Below are 20,976 nucleotides of genomic sequence, written 5' to 3'. Positions count from 1 at the left end.
CCGTGTTCACCGCCGCGAGGTGAGAAGCGGGCCCGCGCCGGGCTGTCAGTGCCGCCCCCTACAGTCACCGGCATGGCGACTCTTCCCAATCCGCTGCCGCGGCTGGCGGCAGACCCGAGTGGGCGTGTGCTCGGGCTTCAGCTCCCTGCCGGGAGACTCATCGACACGACCCACGACGGGACGTGGCACGAGCCGCTGCTGTGGCATGCCGAGGAGCGGGCGGTTCCCGGCGGCTGGGCGGGCCTGTCCGCCGCCCGGACCGCGGGGCTGCTGCCGGTGCTACTGGACGTGGGCGGCCCGCAGAACGGCCCGGAGGACTGGGAGTTGATGCCCGACGAGATGTCGTATCCCGGGGATCACGACGCCGAGGAGGTGCTGGCGGAGTTCTGGGAGGAGCACGCGGCGCACGAACCCGAACCGGGCCAGGACTACCCCGGCAAGGAGAGGGTCGTCGAGGTCTTCGGGGAGCAGCCGGCCTTCGACGAGACGATCGCGCCGTACGGGCCCGTCTGGCCGGGCCGGGCCGCCGCGACCCCGCTCGACGCGGATCCGGACGCCCACGCCGCCGAGATCGCCGACGCCCTGGCGCAGTCCGGCTCCTGGCTGAAGCAGCCCCGGCTCGCCCTGGTTCCGGCGCGCCGTAGCGCGGACATCCCGGCGGTGCTCGGCTGGGCGGGCGCGCTGAACTACGAGAACGACGTGGCGCGCCTGTGTGCCGTGCTCCGCTCGTGGGAGGACCGCTTCGGGATACGCGTGGTGGCCCTGACCTTCGACCAGTTGGTGGTGTCCGTCGCGGCGCCGCCGGCGACCGTGGCGGAGGCCGAGGCGGTCGCCGCCGAGCACTTCGCCTTCTGCCCGGACAACATCACCCAGGGCCACCACACGACCCTGCGGGAGTACGCCGAGCAGGAGGTGCTGAACGAGCGGGTGTGGTCCTTCTGGTGGGACTGAGCGGTTCGTCCGGCCGTCGGGAAATTCCTCGGTCCGAAACGGGAACTCGAAAGCGGGCTTCGGCGGACAACGGGTGACCCTGCCCCCTCTTCGAGGAGATCCATGAGCCTGAGAGGCGACCGATGACCGTCTCACCGAGCGTCGGAGTCCACCGTCCGCCCAGGGCCTTGGCCACCGACACCGACACCGGCCCGGACTCCGGCGCCGGTGCGGGTGCCGGCGCGGGCGCGGGCGCGGACGGCGATTCCGACGCCTCGGTGATCGAACGGTCCTGGGCCGAACCCGATGTGTTCGCCGAGCTGTTCCACCGCTACGCCGACGACATCCACCGGTACGCGGCCAGGCGGCTCGGCACCGAGGCGGCCGACGATCTGATGGCCGAGACCTTCGTGGTCGCCTTCCAACGACGGCGCCGTTACGACCTGTCGAAGCCGCACGCGCGCCCTTGGCTGTACGGCATCGTCACGCGTCTGATCGGCGGGCACCGGCGGGCCGAGGCACGGCGTCTGCGGGCGCTGTCGCGGGTTGTCTCCACGGCTCCCGCCGACGAGGGCGACGGCGAGCCGCTGGCGGAGCGGGTGGCCGCCCGGATCAGTGCCGAGGGCACGCGCGGCACCCTGTCGGCGGCCCTGGCGAAGCTGCCCGCGCGCCACCGGGACGTCCTGCTGGTGATCGCCTGGGGAGACCTCGACTACGCGGAGGCCGCCGAGGCCCTGGGCATACCGATGGGCACCGTGCGCTCACGGCTGCACCGGGCCCGGAAGAAGCTGCGCGAAGCACTGGGCGGGTCGGATCCCACAGCCTTTCGAGAGGAACAGGAGGAACCCCGCCGTGGATGACCTCAGCCTTGTACGCGACCTCGCGGCCGAGCAGGCCGCACCGACCGACCGGGCGCGCGCCGTGGCCTTCGCCCGGTTGCAGACCGCCATCGGCGAGGAGACCGGCGACGGGAGCGGAGCCCTCGCGCGGCAGCGTCCGCTGTCCCGGCGGCTGATGTTCCGCGCGGCGATCGCGGCCACCGGCACCGCGGCGGTGGCCGGCACGACGCTCCTCGCCGTCCGCGCCGGGGGACCACAGTTGACCGAGCTCAACGCCGCCCAGGTGCTGCGCAGGGCCGCGGACCGGTCACGTGCGGACGACACTCTGCCGATCCCTCGCGACGACCAGTACATGTACGCCAAGGAGATCACCCATCGGACCTACGACCGGCGCGGGCGGAAGCTGCGGCTCGTCGACGAGTACTGGTTGTCGGTGGACGGCTCCAAGACCAGCCGGTCCATCTACAACGGCAGGATTCAGGACGAACCACCGCTGACCAAGCACCAGATGCAGTCGATCCCCCTCCAGTACTCGAAGCTGAAGAAGTGGCCGACCGACCCCGACGAGCTCCTCAAGTGGTTCCGGGGCAGCAAGATCCGTGGGACGGACCCGGACTCGGGGGCGTACATGGACGCGTGCCTGTTCCTGCGGGGTCCCCGGGTCCTGCCTCCGGGATTGCGGGCCGCCGCGTTCGAGGCCATCGCGAAGATGCCCGCCGTCAGGATCGACCACGACCATGTGGACGCGCTCGGCCGGCACGGCGTAGCGGTCTCCTACCCCGGAGAGTCGTTCGGCCTCATCTTCGACCCGACGACCTACGCCTACCTCGGGATGTTCGAGCGGGGAATCTCGGAGAAGAACGGGAGGTTCTCGCAGGTCAGAGCCGTCGTGGCGCAAGGGGTGGTGGACAGGATCGGCCAGCGGCCGGCCAGCGGGGACGCGGCCCGGACGACTCCCTCCACCTCCACCTCCGCGACCCCGTCCCCGTCCCCGTCCCCGAGCGACGCGACCCCGTCCACGTCCCCCGGCTCAGCGACCCCGTCTCCTGTCTCCCCGTCCCCGTCCCCTACCTCGGCAACCCCGACCCCGTCTCCTACCTCCGCGGCCCCGTCCGCCACCCCGTCCCCTACCTCTCCTTCCGCAACCCCGTCCCCAGCCTCCGCAGCCCCTCGGTGATCTCCTCCGGCGTCTGGGTGACGAAGCACAGGCGCAGGGTCGACGTCTCCGGTGTGCCCGCGTAGAAGGGGGCGCCGGGGACGTAGGCCACGCCCTGGTCGACCACCGGGCGGAGCAGGGCCGTGGTGTCGTAGCGCTCGGGCAGGCGGGCCCAGAGGAACATGCCGCCTTCCGGGCGGGTCCAGGTGGATCCGGCCGGGAGGGCGGCGCCGATGCCCGCGAGCATGGCGTCACGCCGTTCGCGGTAGACGGCCGCGACCTGGACCACGTGGGAGTCCAGGTCGCGGTCGGCCAGATAGCGGGCGGCGGCGAGCTGGTTGACGGTCGGGGTGTGCAGGTCGGCGGCCTGCTTGGCGACGGCGCACGCGCGCCGCAGTGCCGCGGGTGCCCGCAGCCAGCCCAGCCGCAGGCCGGGTGCCATCACCTTGGAGAACGAGCCGAGGAGGACGGTCCGGTCCCCGGCGCCGTCGTGGGAGGCGATCCACGGGACCCGCTCGCCCTCGAAGCGCAGTTCTCCGTACGGGTCGTCCTCGACGATCCACAGGCCGTGCGCGGCGGCGGCGCGGGCCACGGCGGCCCGCCTGTCGGCCGGCAGGGTGCGTCCGGTCGGGTTCTGGAAGGTGGGGACGGTGTAGAGCAGCTTCGGGCGCTCGCGGGCCACGAGTTCACCGAGGGCGTCGGGATCGATGCCCTCGTCGTCGCCCGGCACGGCCAGCACGCGCGCCCCCGCGAAGGCGAACGCCTGAAGTGCCGCCAGATAGCAGGGGCTTTCGACCAGAACGGTGTCCCCGGGTTCGAGCAGGGCGGTGGCGAGCAGCGACAGGGCCTGCTGCGAGCCGGTGGTGACGAGGATGTCGTCCGGCCCGGTGGGCAGTCCGCGGGCGCTCGTGCGGTCGGCGAGGGCCGTCCGCAGCGAGGGTTCGCCCTCGGTCGTCGAGTACTGAAGGGCCCGTTCGGGTTCCTCGGCGAGGACGTCCCGGAACGCGGCCGCGATGCCGTCCGCGTCGAACAGTTCCGGGGCGGGCAGCCCGCCCGCGAAGTTGATCACCTCGGGGCGTGCGGTGACCGCAAGGATGTCCCGTACCGGCGAACCGCCGATCGCGGTGGCTCTCGCGGCGAGCGGGGGCACGGGTGCGGTCGTGGCGGCGGGTGCGGTCGTGGCGGCGGGTTCGGTGACGGTCACGGTGACGGCTCCTTGTCCTTGGCGACGGCGTCCTTGCGGGCAGCGCCCTCGGGGACGGCGACCTCAGGGACGGCGTCCTTGCGGGCGCGCTTGCGGGCGGCCCCGTCGTGCCGGAGCCGCCCCTCGACCGACCCTAGACAGGTACGTGGCCTCTACACCCGCCATTTCCGCGATGCGGACGGATCACAACTCGCCCATGACACCTAGGGTTTGACTCCCGTGGCGACGTACACGTTGATGTCCGCGTCCGTGACGTCGTTGATGTCGAGGTAGCGGACCTTGTCGACGGCGTCGAGCGTGGCGAGGAAGGCGGCTTCGGCGGTCTCGGGGGCCGGGGTGTTGCCGTCGGGGCGCCAGTGGTGGGCGGGGACGATGCCGGGCTCGTCCAGGACCAGGCCGTTCTCGGTGAAGAAGCGCTCGACCTCGGCCTTCGAGCGCAGGACGAAGGTGAATCCCCGCTCGGTGAACGTCCGTTGGACCGCGCGAATGTCCTCCGCGTTCAGGTCCTCGGTGAGGTGACTCAGGACGAGGCGGCTGCCGGACGGCAGCGCGTCGACGAGCCCGCGCACGATGGGGTAGGCCTCCGCGTCCTCGATGAAGTGCAGGATGGCGACCAGGACCAGGGCGACGGGCTGCGCGAAGTCGATGGTCTCGGCAGCCTGTTCGAGGATCTGCTTGGGTTCCTTGAGGTCCGCGTCGATGTAGTCCGTACGGCCCTCGGGTCCGCTGGTGAGCAGGGCGCGCGCGTGGGCCAGGACCACCGGGTCGTTGTCGACGTACACGACCCGCGAATCCGGGGTGATCCGCTGGGCGATCTGGTGGACGTTCTCCTGCGTGGGCAGTCCGGTGCCTATGTCCAGGAACTGCCGGACGCCGCCCTCCTCCGCGAGCGCGGTCACGGCACGGCGCAGGAAGTCGCGGTTGTGCCGGACGTCGAGGTAGCCGCGCGGGTTGGCGGCGAGCGCGGCGGCGGCCGCGTTCCGGTCGACGGGATAGTTGTCCTTGCCGCCGAGGAAGACGTCGTAGACCCGGGCGGGGTGCGCCTTGCTGGTGTCGATCCTCCTTCTCAGCTCGGCGGGGTCCTGGCTGAGGGCGTCACCGGGCATGGGGCATCTCCCTGGAGGGTCGCGGCACTTGACGGCCAACAACCTAACTCCTGAAGGGACTTGATCGCGCCCCGATCACTCGGTCGAAGCCGATACCCACTCGCTGCCGCCCAGCGGATGGTCGTACGCGGGCCGGCCTGTGTTCCCGCTCGTCCGGAACGGCTTCCCGTGGTCGTCGACGCGCACCGTGCCGCTCTTCGTCCCGCTGGACCAGTCGAGTTCCAGGTACCAGCTCACGTCGTGCGCCCGTGCGTCCGCGAACACGTAGAAGACCTCGGGGTCGGACTCGCTGACCTTGTACGGGAAGTCCCGCTGTCCGCCCTTGAGCGCGGTCACGGGCTGCCCCGCGTCGAGGTCCACGGTGAACGACTTCGTCTCGACACCTCCGCCACAGCCCACGCCCATCGCGTAGTCGTTCCAAGCGAGCGGAACGTCCTTCCGCACCACCCGCACGTGCAGTGTTTCCACGACGACGGTCGCCCTGCCCGTGCCCTGCACCGTCAGGGCGAGCATCTGCTCCCCGCTCGCGACCCCGCCGAGCGCGGTGACCCAGCCGCGCGCGTCCGACTCGTTCGGCGGCGGCGGTGGCACCTGCGGGGCGTCCCGGTTCACCAAGTAGTGCTGGCTGCACGGGCTGTCCCACTTGTACGCGTCGGCGACGACGGCCGGTGCGCCTGCGCCGTCCTCGGCCGCGCCGCCCCCGGCCGCGCTGTCCTGCGGGACGGGTCCGCCGATCGACGAGACGGACGCCTTGGGACTGCCGCCGTGCGAGGCGGACGCCGAGGCCGATCCCTGGTGGGCCTCGGGCGTCGAACGGGCGCCCTGCGTGCCCCGGGTCCCCGCGGTCTGCGGCACGCCGAGGGCGATGGCCTCTCCCTTGGAGTCGTCGCCACCTCCGCCCGACCCGAAGTGAACGGCCAGTGTGGTGGACACGATCGCGGCCAGCGCAACGGCGACGGCACCGGCGAGCAGCAGAGCCCGCCGGCTCCGTTTCGCCGGCTCCTGCGCCGACACCGGCACTGGCACCGGCTCCGACCCGGGCACGGACACCGAAGCCGGATCCGGGGCCGGGGCCACGGCCTCCCGTCTCACCCGTGACACCGAACCCGTCGCGCTCCCGGCCGCCGCCCCGTCACCCGGAGCAGAGCCGGCCTCCTCGTCCGTGCCCGCCTCGGCGCCGTCCCTGTCCCCGTCGCCTCCCGGGACCGCGACCGGCGCCGTCGCCGCTGCCGATCCCGGCGGGGGCCCCGCGCCCGGGGTTTTCTGCCTCCGCAGCGCGTCCGCGAGGACCCAGCTCCGGTGCAGCTCGATCAGCTCCTCCGGAGTCGCCCGGCACATGCGCGCGAGCCGCTCCACGGGTGCGTAATCCGTCGGTACGGCATCCCCGTTGACGTACCGGTGCAACGTGGACGTACTCACGTGCAGCCGTTTGGCGAGCGTCCCGTAACTGAGCCCGGACCGCTCCTTCAGCTCCCCCAGAAGGCCCGCGAACTCGTTCCCTGCCACCCGTTCCTCCATCCCCCGTGTTCCGGGCCGGTGTTCCAGGGGCATGTCATTCCCCCAGGTCAGACCCGATGCCGGCGTTCCGGCGTCCCGTATCCGCCGCCGGTTGTGGCGGCCGGGACGGATCACCGCCCAAGCTGTGGCCATCCAAGCACGCCGCCCTTCCCGACCGGCCGGGCGGCCGTTGCATCAGGACACCCGCACACATAGCCACACCCACAGCGACATCCACAGGGGGATCACCCATGTCCGCACGCACCGCACGTACTGCCCGTACCCGCTTCCTCGCCGCCACGGCGATCACACTCGCCGCGCTGACTCTGACGGCGTGCAACGACGGCAACGGCGTACGCGGCGAAGGCCCGTCCGACACGTCCGCTTCCTCGGCGCAGCCGAGCGGACCGGCGACAGACGCGGGTTCGACGGCGAAGCCCGCGGGCAACGGCACCGCGAGCTCCACGGGCGGCTCGACGGGCGGCTCGGGCAACTCGGGCGGCTCGAAGAGCACGTCCACGGCCGCCGGCTCCACACAGGGCTCCGGCAAGAAGAACGGCACCGGCTCCAAGACCGGCTCCACCGGGCAGACCGGCACCAGGAACGTCGCCTGCGACGGCTCCACGACGAAGACCACCGCGACCGCGGTGTCCCGTCCGCTCAACCACCTGCTGCTCACCGTCACCAACACCGGCACGAGGAACTGCGACCTGACCGGCTATCCGATCGCCCGGTTCGCCGAGGCCCAGTCCGTCCCGCCGGTCGCGGAGGAGACGCACCCGCAGGCGGTCGTGACTCTCGCCCCCGGCGAGTCCGGCTACGCGGGTGTGCTGCTGTCGGCCGCCGACGGCAGCGGGAGCAACGGCTACACCGCCAAGACTCTGGAGATCGGCTTCGACAAGGGCCGCAGCGCCACTCCGGCCCTCCCCGCGAAGGGCGTCTACATCGACGACAAGCTCACGGTGACGTACTGGCAGCAGGACCTGGACGGCGCGCTCGCGTACTGAGCGGGCGCGGCCCCGGCCGAGGTCGCGTGGAACCGCCCCGCCCCGCGGGGAGGCTAGCGGAGGTTCCGCGCGACCTCGGTCGCCCAGTACGTGAGGATGTTCTGCGCGCCGGCGCGCTTGATGCCGGTCAGGGACTCCAGGATGGCCTTGTCCCGGTCGATCCAGCCCTTCTCGGCGGCGGCCTCGACCATCGAGTACTCGCCGGAGATCTGGTAGGCGACGACCGGCACGTCGGACGCGTCGGCGACGCGGGCGAGGATGTCGAGGTAGGGACCGGCGGGCTTCACCATCACCATGTCGGCGCCCTCCTCCAGGTCCAGCGCCAACTCCCGCAGCGACTCCCGTGCGTTCGCCGGGTCCTGCTGGTACGTCTTGCGGTCGCCCCTCAGGGACGAGCCGACGGCCTCCCGGAACGGGCCGTAGAAGGCGGAGGCGTACTTGACGGTGTAGGCGAGGATCGCCACGTCCTCGCGGCCGATCTGGTCGAGCGCGTCACGGATGACACCGATCTGACCGTCCATCATCCCGCTGGGGCCCACGACATGGGCGCCCGCGTCGGCCTGCACCTGGGCCATCTCGGCGTAGCGCTCCAGGGTCGCGTCGTTGTCGACCCGGCCCTGGTCGTCGAGGACACCGCAGTGCCCGTGGTCGGTGGTCTCGTCGAGGCACAGGTCGGACATCACGAGCAGTTCGTCGCCGACCTCGGCGCGGACGTCGCGCAGGGCGACCTGCAGAATCCCGTCCGGGTCGGTGCCGGGCGTCCCGAGGGCGTCCTTCTTCTCGTCCTCGGGAACCCCGAAGAGCATGATCCCGGAGACCCCGGCCTCCAGCGCCTCCACGGCCGCCTTCTTCAGACTGTCCCGCGTGTGCTGCACGACCCCGGGCATCGAGCTGATCGGCACCGGCTCGCTCACGCCCTCGCGGACGAACGCGGGGAGGATGAAGTCGGCCGGGTGCAGCCGGGTCTCGGCGACCATCCGGCGCATGACGGGCGTGGTACGCAGCCGCCGCGGACGCGTACCGGGGAAGGATCCGTACTTCGTCATACCGTCTACGCTACGCCCGTCACAGAGGCACCTTTACCGACTCCGCGTCGGAGCCCGAGGGGCTCTGGGACGGGGAGGCGGACGGACGTTCGGAGCCCGTCAGTCGTGGCTCCAGGGCCGCGGCAGGCAGATATCCCAGGCGAATCGCCGAAGCCGCGCCTGCTCGATGTGGACGGCCGTGTCCCCGTAGCTCTTGTTGAGATGACGCCCCAGAACCACGACGGCGACGCTCCCGGCGCCGGCTGCTCTGAGCGCGGCGGCCGCAGACTGTGCATGGTTTCCGGTGACCCAGGTGTCGTCGATCAGCAGCACGTTCTCACCCCACAGCGCTGACGAGGTATAACGCGCAAGCGATACCTCGCGGCCCAGATCAGCTGCCTTCGGTGCCGGTACGAGAAGGTCGCGGTAGCGCTCGCGCGTGACACCGACCATGTCTGCGGCCATGGCACGCAGGGGATGATCCGCTCGGTCGCTCGTGCTGGGCACTGTCGTAACGGTGTCGAAGCCAAGGACCCTGCATTGATGGGCGATACAGCGTTCGTGCCGGGCGAGGAAGCGCCACAGAACAGCCGCGAGTCCCGTACTGAAGTATCGCTGCTGGGCGCCTGGAGCATTTTTGTAGCGCCAGAGTTCGTTGGCGTACTGCTCCCCTTTCAAGGCCAAACTGATCGGGACCACGGTGTCGGCGACGCCCGCCCCGAGCACCGTGCCCGCCTGGTGACACCACCAGCAGGTCGGAAATCCGAATCTGGCCGGGCCCCGGCAGATCTGGCACACGCCTGGGCCCGGCGGCAGCGGGTGAATGAGGAAGTTGGCATAACGGTCCGACAGTCCGACGACGGTCGCCATCCCGGCAGCGCCCCTATGTCCAGGTCAGCTCGCCCGTGACCGGGACGAGAGAGTCCAGTCGACGGAATACGTCCTCGGGCCCGTCGATAACGGTGGTATTTGGCCGTGCCGCGTACTCCCTCGCCCATTCGTGTGTCATGAGGGAGCGCATGAGGAAGACCCGTCGGCCGTGTTCCAGCGCGAGGCGGGCCTGCATTCGGGCGCCACTGCGGTAGGCCGCCTCGATGACGACGGTGGCCAGGCTGTAGCCGCTCATCACCGCGTTTCGCATGGGGAAGGACGTCTTGGACGGGAGCGTGTCCGGCCAGAACTGGGAGATCAGCAGTCCACGCTCGGCGATCTCCTGCTGAAGGCGTGCGTTCTGCGCGGGGTAGGCGTGACGCAGGCCGGTGCCGATGACGGCGACGGTACGCCCGTCCACGGCGAGAGCGGACCCGTGGGCGGCTGTGTCGATTCCGGCGGCAAGCCCACTCACCACGGTGACGCCACGCTCGGCAAGGCCACCCGCGATCGCACGAGCGTGGGCGACACCCTCGGGGCTGGGGGTGCGGGTTCCGACCACGGCGACCCGCAGGTCCTCCTCAGCAGAGTTACCGCGCATGAACAGGAACGGCGGACGCTGGTGGACCAGTCTGAGATAGAGCGGGTAGTCCTCGTCGAGGATCGTGACCAACCGCATGCCCTCGCGCTCCCAGGCGGCGATCTCGGCTGCGACTTCGTCGAGATCCGCCGGGGGACCTGTGTCGAAGAGCGCGCCCTGCCCCGAGGCGTCCAGCGCGTTCTCCAGGACTTCGAGGGCGCTGCCGACGGTCTCGATCTGATCCGTGAGGTCAGGCCAAGGGCGATCGCCGCGCCGCAGCAGGGCGACAAGGGCGGCGCGCTCCAGCTCCTGGTCCATGCGCCAAGTATAGGAAGGGGGAACCAGCCGGGCGGCTGAACATGAGCGGTCTCTTCGGGACAGGACAATCCCCTGGCGGCCGGTCGCAACACGATGTCCGGGCTTCATCACAGAGCCATTTCCTCTCGGGAAACTCAAACGAGGGCCGGTACATCCACCGGAGCCACAGGAGCTTCGCCGGGTCGGGCGGTGCGGCAGTCACGGCACCACGCTCCCCGGAACGGTGCTCTGAAGCCTCTGTCGCAGCCCCCTTCACAGGTCGCCATGGCGGGTGGAGGGGGCAGCGGCCGACTCGGGAACGGCCCGCCCCCACCGGCCCCCGGAGGCGACGGCAGCGCCGGTGGGAGCAGATCCAGCAGGCGGTTGCGGAGGAAGCCGGCCGGGTGCCGCACATGAAGGGGAAGATCCTCGGTCAGGGCGTGGATCACCGACGCTCTGCCGAGACCGTTCTCGAACCAGGCGACGACCAGGGGAGCCAGCCGCCGTACCTCCCGCCCGGACAGCGTCAACCGGATGTCGGTCCGACGCAGCCCGGCGAGCAGCGCCTCCGCCTTGTCGTGGTGCTCGTCGCGGGACGGCTTCGGGGGCTCGGCGGTCTCGGCCTCGGTGGCCGATGTGCCGATGTGTGCGGTGTCAGGTACGGCGTCGGGTGCCGTGGCCGGCTCGGGCACGGCGTCGCAGGTCAAGCCGCCGGAGGCGGGGAGGTCCAGGGCCGTGAGGTACGGGGCCGCTCGCTTCGGGGGCGGGGCAGCCTTCATCGGCGGGGCTGCCGGGGCGGCGGCCGTTTCCGGTTCTCCCTCCCGCCGGGCCCGGGTGAGCGCGGGGGCGTGGAAGGCGTACGTACGCGTGACCATCTGCCCGGAGGGGAGCCGTTCCCGGACCCGCTCGACATAGCCCCGTGCCTCCAACTCCCGCAGCGCGCAGGCGATTCGGGCCCGCCCCTCGGGGAACCACTCGGCGAGGCTGCGGATGTCGACCCGCGCGCCCTCGGGCAGCGACAGGATGTGCACGGCGATCCCGATCGCGGTCGCGGAGAGTCCTCGGTGCTGGGCGAGATGGTTGCCGACGATCGTGTACCGGTCGGGCTGGTGCTCACGTACGTGCGAGACACCGGAGTAGGTGGCGTTGCGCCGTACTCCCTGACTCGGGCGCAGGGCATCGATAAGCTTGGTCACAGCCATGAGGAAGGGGTTACTTCCTCTTTGGTCAGGCCCTCGCACTGGGATTGCCGTCCCGGCGGGGGCCGAAGCATGTGTGGGCATGTGGAGTTGTGGGTGGTGCCTGCGGTGAGCGTGCAGGTCCGGACCGCCCGCGCGCCACCCGTACCGGCCCGATTCACCCGCTCGTGTGACATGAGCCGGGTTTGGTTGGTTGGTCGGTTTTTCCCCGGGTTCTTTGGTCTTTTACCGCCCGCCGCCCCGAAGCACCCGCCACCGAAGTACTCCTCGCCGGGCTCCGGTTCGGGCGTCACCGGCGAGGTCCGAGATCGAGTTCCGCCCACACCGTCTTGCACGGCACGGGCCCCGGCCGCACGCCCCAGCGATCCGCGAACTCCTCCACGAGCAGCAGCCCGTAGCCCGATTCGGACCGCCTTTCAGCCCCGCCCCTCACCCGGGTGGGCCACCGTTCGCCCCGGGCGTCGGCGATCTCCACGCGCAGTGTCCGGGGAGCGAGGACGGACAGGGTGAGACGGAAACTCCGGCCGGGGACGCGGCCGTGCAGGACGGCGTTCGAGGCGAGTTCGGCGACGACGTGCCGGGCCGGGTCCAACGGCAGCCCCCAGTCGTGCAGTTGCCCGGCGGCGAGCAGCCGGGCGAGGCGCGCACCGCGCCGGGTGGCGGAGAGCGGCACCGAGAAATGGTGGAGCGGAGAGTGCACGGTTCGCCGATTCACGTGACTCAGCGTGTTCTCGCGTACGTAATCTGTGAAGGATGGCAGCCCGTGCGGACGGTGTCTGTCCGGGTGGCGTCCGGTTCTGTCCGGGCTGTACGGGGTGACCGGGGAGCCGGTGTCAGGTTGGGCAGGGAAGGGCGCGGCTGGAAGGCGGCGGGCGTGAGCGAGTGGGACGCGGGGCTGGAGGACGACGAAGAGGCCGGGGCCGTGATGCGGACCGTCCAGCGTCAGCTGAAGCTGTGGCGGGAGTCGGCCGGGCTCACCCAGGCCGAGTTCGGGGCGGCCATCGGGTACGGGGAGGAGCAGGTGTCCTCCGTGGAACGGGGTCGGCGCATCCCTCGGCCCGAGTATCTGGACCGCGCGGACGAGATCCTCTCGGCGGGCGGCAGACTCGCGGCGCTGAAGGAGGACTTGACGGAGGTCCGGTACCCGAAGAAGGTTCGGGATCTGAAGAGGCTGGAGGCGGATGCGATCGAGCTCTGCGCCTACAACAACTCCGTGATTCATGGGTTGTTGCAGACCGAGGAGTACATCCGAGCGTCGGTCGCAACCCGGCGCCCTCCGTTCTCGGAGGACGCCCTTGAGGGACACGTAGCCGCCCGTGTGGCCCGCCAGGGCATCTTCGACGAGCAGGCGCCACCGCGCGTCTTCAGTTTCGTACAGTGCGAATCGACACTACGGCGCCCTATCGGCGGCAGAATGGTGATGCGACGGCAGCTCGAACGCCTGCTGGCAGTGGCCGGGTTGAGCAACGTCGACCTGCAAGTACTGCCACTGAATCGCGAGGACAACGCCGGCTTGGCAGGCTCGTTCAGACTCCTCAGGCTGCGGGACGGAAGCACCGTCGGCCACAACGAGGTCCAGCTCATCAGCCGGGTGATCACCGACCCCAAGGAGGTTCAGATCCTGGACATTCGCTATGGGATCATCCGGGCGCAGGCTCTCGCGCCTCGGGAATCAGTGGCCTTCATCGAAACGGTGCTGGGAGAGACATGATCCGCAAACCTGCAAGGGAAGACGGACCGGCTCTGGAGTGGATAAAGAGCAGCTACAGCACTCCTGACGGCCCCGACTGCGTCGAAGTGGCCTGGAGGAAGAGCAGCTACAGCACGGCTGACGGCCCCGACTGCGTAGAGATGGCCGCCGTCCCGGACCGCGTCCTCGTCCGGGACTCCAAGAACCCCGGCGGCCCCCGCCTCACCCTCGCCCCGGGCGCCTGGGCGGCTTTCCTGCCGTCCGCCTGACCGGCCGCACAACGAAGAACGCCCCGCCGTCTCCGTAAGAGACAGCGGGGCGTCCTCACCTGTGTCAGGTGGTCCGGCGCCTGCGCGAGCCCGGGCGGCGCTCGCTCGGCCGGGTCACCGGGTCACCGGCGTCCAGCGCGGCCGCACGGCGGCGCAGGCCGAACTCGGCCAGTGCCTCCGCCAGCTTGTGCACGGAGGGCTCGGGAGCCATCACGTCCACCCGCAGCCCGTGCTCCTCGGCCGTCTTGGCCGTGGCCGGACCGATGCAGGCGATCACGGTCACGTTGTGCGGCTTGCCGGCGATACCGACCAGGTTCCGCACCGTCGACGACGAGGTGAAGAGCACCGCGTCGAAGCCGCCGCTCTTGATCGCCTCACGGGTGTCGGCCGGCGGCGGCGACGCGCGCACGGTGCGGTACGCCGTGACGTCGTCGACCTCCCAGCCCAGCTCGATGAGCCCGGCCACCAGGGTCTCGGTGGCGATGTCGGCCCGGGGCAGGAAGACACGGTCGATCGGGTCGAAGACCGGGTCGTAGGGCGGCCAGTCCTCCAGGAGGCCCGCGGCCGACTGCTCACCGCTCGGCACCAGGTCCGGCTTCACGCCGAAGGCGACGAGCGCGTTCGCGGTCTGCTCGCCGACCGCCGCGACCTTGATGCCCGCGAAGGCACGCGCGTCGAGGCCGTACTCCTCGAACTTCTCCCGGACCGCCTTGACGGCGTTGACCGAGGTGAAGGCGATCCACTCGTAGCGGCCCGTCACCAGGCCCTTGACCGCGCGCTCCATCTGCTGGGGCGTGCGCGGAGGCTCGACGGCGATCGTCGGCACCTCGTAGGGCACGGCCCCGTACGACCGCAGCTGGTCGGAGAGCGACGCCGCCTGCTCCTTCGTACGCGGCACGAGCACCTTCCAGCCGAACATCGGCTTGGACTCGAACCACGACAGCCGGTCGCGCTGGGCGGCGGCGGAACGCTCACCGACCACGGCTATGACCGGGCGGCCACCGTCCGGGGACGGCAGCACCTTCGCCTGCTTCAGCGTCTGCGCGATCGTGCCGAGGGTGGCCGACCAGGTGCGCTGGCGGGTCGTCGTACCGGCGATCGTCACGGACATCGGGGTGTCGGGCTTGCGGCCGGAGGCCACCAGCTCACCCGCGGCCGCGGCCACCGAGTCAAGCGTCGACGACACCACGACGGTGCCGTCGGAGGCGCCGACCTCGGTCCAGCAGCGGTTCGAGGCGGTCCGCGCGTCGACGAACCGTACGTCCGCGCCCTGCGCGTCCCGCAGTGGCACACCTGCGTACGCGGGCACACCGACGGCGGCCGCGATGCCGGGCACCACCTCGAACGGAACACCCGCGGCGACGCAGGCCAGCATCTCCTCGGCGGCGTAGGTGTCGAGCCCGGGGTCACCGGACACCGCACGTACGACCCGCTTGCCGCCCCGCGCGGCCGTCATGACAAGATTGGCTGCGTCCCTCGACGCGGGGTCACCAACGGTCGTTGACACGCCGTCAACAACCGTCAGCTGAGGCGTGCCTGTGCCCGGGTACGGAACCGGCGAAGTGTCCGGATCCGTGTGCAGAACAGCGACGCCTTGTCTGGTGTGACCGCGCACAACGTCGAGCACGTCGTGCTCGGCGACGATGACGTCCGCGTTCGCCAGCGCCTCCACGGCGCGCAGTGTCAACAGCCCTGGATCTCCGGGTCCGGCACCCAGGAAGGTGACGTGCCCGTGGACCGGACCGGCGGGAAAGTTGGTGGGGCTCACAGTGCTCGCTCCCCCATCAGACCGGCCGCGCCCTTGGCAAGCATCTCGGCAGCGAGTTCACGGCCGAGCGACATCGCTTGGTCATGTGTCTCGGGCACGGGACCGGTGGTGGACAGCTGCACCAGCGTCGAGCCGTCGGTCATGCCGACGACGCCGCGCAGGCGCATCTCCTTGACAATCTGCCCGTCGGCCAGCAGGTCGGCGTACGCGCCCACGGGAGCGCTGCAACCGGCCTCCAGGGCGGCAAGCAGAGATCGCTCGGCGGTCACGGCGGCCCGGGTGAACGGGTCGTCGAGCTCGGCGAGCGCGGCGACGAGGTCCGCGTTGTCCGCGGTGCACTCGATCGCCAGGGCCCCCTGGCCGGGGGCGGGCAGAACGGTGTCGACCGACAGGAAGTCGGTGACCTCGTCGATGCGGCCGATCCGGTTGAGTCCGGCTGCGGCGAGGACGACGGCGTCGAGCTCCCCGGAGTGGACGTACCCGATGCGGGTGTCGACGTTGCCTCGGATGGCGACCGTCTCGATCGACATGCCGTGACTGCGCGCGTACGCGTTGAGCTGGGCCATACGACGCGGCGAACCGGTGCCGACGCGCGCGCCGTCCGGAAGCTGCTCGAAGGTCAGTCCGTCGCGGGCGACGAGCACGTCGCGGACGTCCTCGCGCACCGGCACGGCGGCCAGCGCGAGGTTCTCGGGCTGCGCGGTCGGCAGATCCTTGAGGGAGTGCACGGCGAAGTCGACCTCCCCGCGCACCAGTGCCTCGCGCAGCGCGGTCACGAAGACGCCCGTGCCGCCGATCTGCGCGAGGTTCTCGCGGGAGACATCGCCGTACGTCGTGATCTCAACGAGCTCGACGGGCCGTCCGGTCACCCGGCTCACGGCATCCGCCACCTGCCCGGACTGGGCCATGGCGAGTTTGCTCCGCCTCGTCCCCAGTCTCAAAGCCTGCTCACTCATGCTCGCCCTCGGTTCTTGGCGTTCTCGGTGTTGTTCTCGGCCCGCGAGACGGCGGCGACCGTCTCCGGGTCCAGGTCGAACAGGGTCCGCAGCGCGTCCGCGTACCCGGCGCCGCCGGGTTCGGCGGCGAGCTGCTTGACCCGTACGGTCGGCGCGTGCAGCAGTTTGTCGACGACGCGCCGCACGGTCTGGGTGATCTCGCCTCGCAGCTTGTCGTCGAGGTCCGGCAGCCGTCCGTCCAGCCGCGAGATCTCGTTCGCGACGACGTCGGCGGCCATGGCGCGCAGCGCGACGACGGTGGGCGTGATGTGCGCGGCCCGCTGGGCGGCGCCGAACGCGGCCACCTCGTCGGAGACGATCCGGCGGACCTGGTCCACATCGGCGGCCATCGGCGCGTCCGCGGAAGCTTCGGCGAGCGTCTCCAGGTCGACGAACCGTACACCGAGCAGCCGATGTACGACAGCGTCGATGTCACGGGGCATCGCGAGGTCGAGCAGCGCGAGCACCGGCGCGGGGCGGGGTGCCTCGGCGACGGGTTCGGGCCTGCGGCGCTCGGGGACGCGGCCGGTCGTCGCCGCGGAGGCGGCCAGCGCGGCGATGATCTCGGCGTCGGCTTCGGCGTCCTCGGCGGGCGTACGACGGCTGTCGCGGCGCTCGACGGTTCCGGTGCCCTTGTCCACCCAGGCGGCGTGCTGCTCCAGGGTGGCCGCGTCCATGCCGGCGACGGCGGCCTCGCCCATGACGGAGAAGCCGGTGGCGCCCTGCACGGCGGACAGGTCCAGCGGGCAGGCGTCCTCGGCTCCGGCGTCGGCGGGAGCGAGGTGACCGGCCGGGCCGGCCGCCGTCTCGCGCCGTGCCGCGGGCGTTCCCGTACGCCCTTCGACGGCGGCCGCGACGGTCTCGGCCGTCAGGACGAGCCCGGTCGCCCCGGTGCACGAGACGGCGATGTCGGCACGTGTCAGCTCGACCGGCACCGAGTCCATCGGTACCGCGCGGGCCAGCACGTCCGTGTCGTCGCCGCCGGTGAGGATCTCGGCGAGCCGCTCGGCGCGGTCGGGGGTGCGGTTGGCGATCACGATCTCGCCGACGCCGATGCGCGCGAGCGTCGCGGCGGCCAGCGAGGACATCGATCCCGCGCCGATGACCAGGGCCTTCTTGTCCTTGGCCCAGAGCTCGACAGGCCGTCCGTCGGACAGCTGCTCCAGGCCGAAGGTGACCAGGGACTGTCCGGCGCGGTCGATGCCGGTCTCGGAGTGGGCGCGCTTGCCGACCCGCAGGGCCTGCTGGAACAGGTCGTTCAGGAGGCGGCCCGCGGTGTGCAGCTCCTGCGCGGTGGCGAGCGCGTCCTTGATCTGGCCGAGGATCTGACCCTCGCCGACGACCATCGAGTCCAGGCCGCAGGCCACCGAGAAGAGGTGGTGGACGGCCCGGTCCTCGTAGTGCACGTACAGGTGGGGAGTGAGCTCCTCCAGGCCGACGCCGCTGTGCCGGGCGAGGAGCGTGGACAGCTCGGCGACGCCCGCGTGGAACTTGTCCACGTCGGCGTACAGCTCGATGCGGTTGCAGGTCGCGAGGACCGCGCCCTCGGTGGCCGGCTCGGTGGCGAGGGTGTCCTGGAGCAGCTTGACCTGCGCGTCCGCGGACAGCGCGGCGCGTTCGAGGACGCTGACCGGAGCACTGCGGTGGCTCAGCCCGACGACGAGGAGACTCATGCCGGCATCACGGCGGGAACGTCCCCGTCGGGCCCTTTGCCGTTGTTCTCCCGCTCGGCCTGGGCGGCGGCACCGGCCTGCGCCTCGGCCTCCTCGCCGGCCTTGCGCTGCTCGTGGAACGCGAGGATCTGCAGCTCGATGGAGAGATCGACCTTGCGCACGTCGACGCCGTCCGGGACGGACAGGACGGTCGGCGCGAAGTTCAGGATGGAGGTGACTCCGGCGGCGACCAGACGGTCGCACACGGGCTGGGCGGCCCCGGCCGGGGTGGCGATGACACCGATCGAGACACCGTTCTCGTCGATGATCTTTTCCAGGTCGTCCGTGTGCTGCACCGGGATCCCTGCGACGGGCTTGCCGGCCATCGCGGGATCGGCGTCGATGAGCGCGGCCACGCGGAATCCGCGGGACGCGAACCCTCCGTAGTTGGCCAGTGCCGCACCGAGGTTGCCGATGCCGACGATCACGACCGGCCAGTCCTGGGTCAGGCCCAGTTCCCGGGAGATCTGGTACACGAGATACTCGACGTCGTACCCCACACCACGGGTCCCGTAGGAGCCGAGGTAGGAGAAGTCCTTGCGCAGCTTCGCGGAGTTGACCCCCGCCGCGGCCGCGAGTTCCTCGGATGAGACCGTGGGTACCGAGCGCTCCGACAGTGCGGTGAGGGCTCGGAGGTACAGCGGAAGCCGGGCGACGGTGGCCTCGGGAATTCCTCGGCTGCGGGTCGCCGGTCGGTGAGTTCGGCCAGTTGCCACGGTGCTCCTGCGGGTAGAGCGGGGCTGCAGGCGGTCACACGTTCCCGGACCGCCCCGTCGAATGCAGGCTATGTCTTTGTGAACGCGTGCACAAAGACGGTGTCCGATTTGCCCGGCCAACGTGACCGGGGTCACGCATGCCCGGCACGCCCGTATGCAACCGGCGCGCGGACGACTCCGCTCCGCACCTGAAGGGGGCAAAACCGCACACTCTCCTCAACGAATCCCGCCCCCGAGACCAATCGCCGTCGATCCTAGGCGACTTTCCGGACGCCTTGGACTGCTCGGGCAGGTCACAAGTCGGGATACATCACGGGCGCCCCCGGCCTCCCCGCTCACGGGTCACCGCGTCAGGGCTTTGCGAAGGCGTTCCTCGTTCACGCGCCAGAAGGTGTGCTGCGCGCCGTCCACCAGCACGACCGGGATCTGCTCCCAGTACCGGCGGTGCAGCTCCTCGTCCTCGGTGATGTCCTTCCCCTCCCAGGGAACCCCGAGATCGGAACACACCTTCTCGATCACTTCCTGTGCGTCATCACACAGATGACACCCGGGCTTCCTGATCAGCGTGACCAGGTGCTCCACGGGCGCCTTCGTCTCCGTACGGCGGTCGCTGCGCCGGAACATGGGGCTCATGCGTGCCATTCTCCCGCCCCGGACGCCCGGCGGGCACGCCCGGCGCCTCGCGCGGTCCGGACCCGCGCACGAGTCCGACGCGCCGACCGGCGGTTCTCCGGACCGCTCGTTTAACGGCATGGCCTCGGAGAGTTCACAGCACCGAATCCTGTCGACTCCGGAAGCGCCGAACAGACTGGCTATGCTCACGACATGGCCGCTCTCGGATGGCTCACTCCCCGTAGGCGCTCCGCAACCGCGCGGAGCGTGTTGGCAGGCGAGGCCTCTGCGGAGGCAGCGCGCAAGTCCTCGCAGGAACTGCAGGAACTGGAAGAACTGGCACCACCGGACGCCGTGGAGGAACCCGACTTCCCGGTGCTCGGCGACGACAAGGCCGCCGCGTTCTTCGATCTCGACAACACCGTGATGCAAGGTGCTGCCCTCTTCCACTTCGGGCGCGGGCTGTACAAGCGGAAGTTCTTCGAGACCCGCGACCTCGCGAAGTTCGCCTGGCAGCAGGCGTGGTTCAGGCTGGCCGGTGTCGAGGACCCCGAGCACATGCAGGAAGCGCGTGACTCCGCGCTGTCGATCGTGAAGGGCCACCGGGTCTCCGAGCTGATGTCGATCGGCGAGGAGATCTACGACGAGTACATGGCCGAGCGGATCTGGCCCGGTACCCGCGCGCTCGCCCAGGCGCACCTGGACGCCGGCCAGAAGGTGTGGCTCGTCACGGCGGCGCCGGTGGAGATCGCCACGGTGATCGCACGGCGGCTCGGCCTCACGGGCGCGCTGGGCACGGTCGCGGAATCGGTGGACGGGATCTACACGGGCAAGCTGGTCGGCGAGCCCCTGCACGGTCCGGCGAAGGCGGAGGCCGTACGGGCGCTGGCGTCCGCGGAGGACCTGGACCTGTCCCGCTGCGCGGCCTACAGCGACTCGCACAACGACATTCCGATGCTCTCGCTGGTCGGACACCCGTACGCGATCAACCCGGACTCGAAACTGCGCAAGCACGCGCGGGACTTCGACTGGCGGCTGCGGGACTACCGCACGGCGCGCAAGGCCGCGAAGGTCGGGATTCCCGCCGCGGCCGGGGTCGGCGCGGTGGCCGGCGGCACGGCCGCCGCGATCGCCCTGCACCGGCGACGCCGCTAGCTCGTCTCCGGCGCCTCGGTGCCGGGTCCGGTCCGGTGGGTGGGTCGGGGCCGTGCCGGTGCATCAGCCCGTCGCCGTTGGATGAGGCGTGGCCGTCGGTGGCGACGGGCATCGATGTACCGGCACGGCCCCTTCCGCCGGATCCCGGCTGCGGGTGCGCGGTGGCTTGGGTGCCGTCCCTCACTCGCGTGTTTTTCAGCCCCTCCGGCGTTCGAGGAGCGGGGTCCGGGGCGGAGCCCCAGGTAAGGGGCGGAGGGGGCGAAAACCTGTCCGGACCTGGGACGGGAGCCCTGCTCCGCGAGGCAATCACATCGTCATACCCACGTGGTGGGCTACTCAGTCGCGTGTT

Annotated in this window: 20 protein-coding genes; 7 read left to right on the top strand and 13 right to left on the bottom strand. The window is 70.9% G+C overall.

The window, feature by feature from the left end:
* Positions 1-72: 72 nt before the first annotated feature.
* From OG410_RS23765 to OG410_RS23755, 3 genes are all read left to right on the top strand, one after another.
* Complete coding sequence (locus OG410_RS23765) at positions 73-951, top strand: DUF4253 domain-containing protein (protein ID WP_329301049.1); 879 nt, start codon at positions 73-75, stop codon at positions 949-951.
* 167 nt (positions 952-1,118) lie between these two features.
* Positions 1,119-1,790 (top strand): RNA polymerase sigma factor, encoded by a 672-nt coding sequence (locus OG410_RS23760; protein WP_443063790.1) that lies wholly within the window; start codon positions 1,119-1,121, stop codon positions 1,788-1,790.
* On the top strand, positions 1,783-2,946 hold the full coding sequence (locus tag OG410_RS23755) for a CU044_5270 family protein (RefSeq protein WP_329301048.1): 1,164 nt from the start codon (positions 1,783-1,785) through the stop codon (positions 2,944-2,946). Before OG410_RS23760 ends, OG410_RS23755 begins: the two co-directional genes overlap by 8 nt.
* Here OG410_RS23755 and OG410_RS23750 read toward each other — a convergent pair.
* From OG410_RS23750 to OG410_RS23740, 3 genes are all read right to left on the bottom strand, one after another.
* The gene (locus OG410_RS23750) at positions 2,897-4,129 is read right to left on the bottom strand and encodes an aminotransferase-like domain-containing protein (protein ID WP_329301047.1); all 1,233 of its coding nucleotides are present in this window, start codon (positions 4,127-4,129) and stop codon (positions 2,897-2,899) included. The genes OG410_RS23755 and OG410_RS23750 overlap by 50 nt on opposite strands.
* Before the next feature lie 203 nt (positions 4,130-4,332).
* Positions 4,333-5,235 (bottom strand): SAM-dependent methyltransferase, encoded by a 903-nt coding sequence (locus OG410_RS23745; protein ID WP_329301046.1) that lies wholly within the window; start codon positions 5,233-5,235, stop codon positions 4,333-4,335.
* A gap of 75 nt (positions 5,236-5,310) precedes the next feature.
* Entirely contained in the window at positions 5,311-6,741 is a 1,431-nt protein-coding gene (locus OG410_RS23740) for a helix-turn-helix domain-containing protein (RefSeq protein WP_443063789.1), read from the bottom strand.
* A gap of 242 nt (positions 6,742-6,983) precedes the next feature.
* Here OG410_RS23740 and OG410_RS23735 point away from each other — a divergent pair, with 242 nt between their 5' ends.
* Positions 6,984-7,739, top strand: a complete 756-nt coding sequence (locus OG410_RS23735) for a DUF4232 domain-containing protein (protein WP_329301045.1) — start codon at positions 6,984-6,986, stop codon at positions 7,737-7,739.
* A gap of 53 nt (positions 7,740-7,792) precedes the next feature.
* On the opposite strand, the gene hemB is transcribed toward OG410_RS23735, so the two are convergent.
* The 5 genes from hemB to OG410_RS23710 all read right to left on the bottom strand — a co-directional run bounded on the left by hemB (position 7,793) and on the right by OG410_RS23710 (position 12,434).
* Entirely contained in the window at positions 7,793-8,785 is a 993-nt protein-coding gene (gene hemB / locus OG410_RS23730) for a porphobilinogen synthase (protein WP_329301044.1), read from the bottom strand.
* Positions 8,786-8,884: 99 nt separating this feature from the next.
* Positions 8,885-9,634, bottom strand: coding sequence for a hypothetical protein (locus tag OG410_RS23725; RefSeq protein ID WP_329301043.1), 750 nt, complete (start codon positions 9,632-9,634; stop codon positions 8,885-8,887).
* Between the two features lie 13 nt (positions 9,635-9,647).
* Positions 9,648-10,532 carry a DNA-processing protein DprA gene (gene dprA, locus OG410_RS23720; RefSeq protein ID WP_328670726.1) on the bottom strand — a complete coding sequence of 295 codons (885 nt, stop codon included), beginning with the start codon at positions 10,530-10,532 and terminating at the stop codon, positions 9,648-9,650.
* A gap of 134 nt (positions 10,533-10,666) precedes the next feature.
* Positions 10,667-11,713 (bottom strand): helix-turn-helix domain-containing protein, encoded by a 1,047-nt coding sequence (locus OG410_RS23715; protein WP_329301042.1) that lies wholly within the window; start codon positions 11,711-11,713, stop codon positions 10,667-10,669.
* 286 nt (positions 11,714-11,999) lie between these two features.
* A complete protein-coding gene (locus OG410_RS23710; protein ID WP_443063902.1) occupies positions 12,000-12,434 on the bottom strand; it encodes an ATP-binding protein in 435 nt (144 codons plus the stop codon).
* Positions 12,435-12,584: 150 nt separating this feature from the next.
* On the opposite strand from OG410_RS23710, the gene OG410_RS23705 reads away from it, so the two are divergent.
* Positions 12,585-13,421 (top strand): helix-turn-helix domain-containing protein, encoded by an 837-nt coding sequence (locus OG410_RS23705; protein ID WP_329301040.1) that lies wholly within the window; start codon positions 12,585-12,587, stop codon positions 13,419-13,421.
* Positions 13,418-13,669: a DUF397 domain-containing protein gene (locus OG410_RS23700; RefSeq protein WP_329301039.1), complete on the top strand. Its 252-nt coding sequence runs from the start codon at positions 13,418-13,420 to the stop codon at positions 13,667-13,669. Before OG410_RS23705 ends, OG410_RS23700 begins: the two co-directional genes overlap by 4 nt.
* Positions 13,670-13,733: 64 nt before the next feature.
* Here OG410_RS23700 and OG410_RS23695 read toward each other — a convergent pair whose 3' ends face one another.
* From OG410_RS23695 to OG410_RS23675, 5 genes are all read right to left on the bottom strand, one after another.
* Complete coding sequence (locus OG410_RS23695) at positions 13,734-15,437, bottom strand: bifunctional uroporphyrinogen-III C-methyltransferase/uroporphyrinogen-III synthase (protein ID WP_329301038.1); 1,704 nt, start codon at positions 15,435-15,437, stop codon at positions 13,734-13,736.
* Entirely contained in the window at positions 15,434-16,393 is a 960-nt protein-coding gene (gene hemC / locus OG410_RS23690) for a hydroxymethylbilane synthase (RefSeq protein WP_329301037.1), read from the bottom strand. Before hemC ends, OG410_RS23695 begins: the two co-directional genes overlap by 4 nt.
* Positions 16,390-18,105: a glutamyl-tRNA reductase gene (locus OG410_RS23685; protein WP_329301036.1), complete on the bottom strand. Its 1,716-nt coding sequence runs from the start codon at positions 18,103-18,105 to the stop codon at positions 16,390-16,392. The genes hemC and OG410_RS23685 overlap by 4 nt, the downstream gene beginning before the upstream one ends.
* Complete coding sequence (locus OG410_RS23680; RefSeq protein ID WP_328449654.1) at positions 18,102-18,860, bottom strand: redox-sensing transcriptional repressor Rex; 759 nt, start codon at positions 18,858-18,860, stop codon at positions 18,102-18,104. The genes OG410_RS23685 and OG410_RS23680 overlap by 4 nt, the downstream gene beginning before the upstream one ends.
* A gap of 342 nt (positions 18,861-19,202) precedes the next feature.
* Positions 19,203-19,502 carry a glutaredoxin family protein gene (locus tag OG410_RS23675; RefSeq protein WP_329301035.1) on the bottom strand — a complete coding sequence of 100 codons (300 nt, stop codon included), beginning with the start codon at positions 19,500-19,502 and terminating at the stop codon, positions 19,203-19,205.
* Between the two features lie 183 nt (positions 19,503-19,685).
* Here OG410_RS23675 and OG410_RS23670 point away from each other — a divergent pair, with 183 nt between their 5' ends.
* Positions 19,686-20,627 (top strand): HAD family hydrolase, encoded by a 942-nt coding sequence (locus OG410_RS23670; protein ID WP_326786274.1) that lies wholly within the window; start codon positions 19,686-19,688, stop codon positions 20,625-20,627.
* The last annotated feature ends 349 nt before the right edge of the window (positions 20,628-20,976 follow it).

It is taken from the genome of Streptomyces sp. NBC_00659 (genome assembly GCF_036226925.1).
Lineage (GTDB): Bacteria > Actinomycetota > Actinomycetes > Streptomycetales > Streptomycetaceae > Streptomyces.
This window is presented reverse-complemented; position numbering and strand designations above follow the sequence as displayed.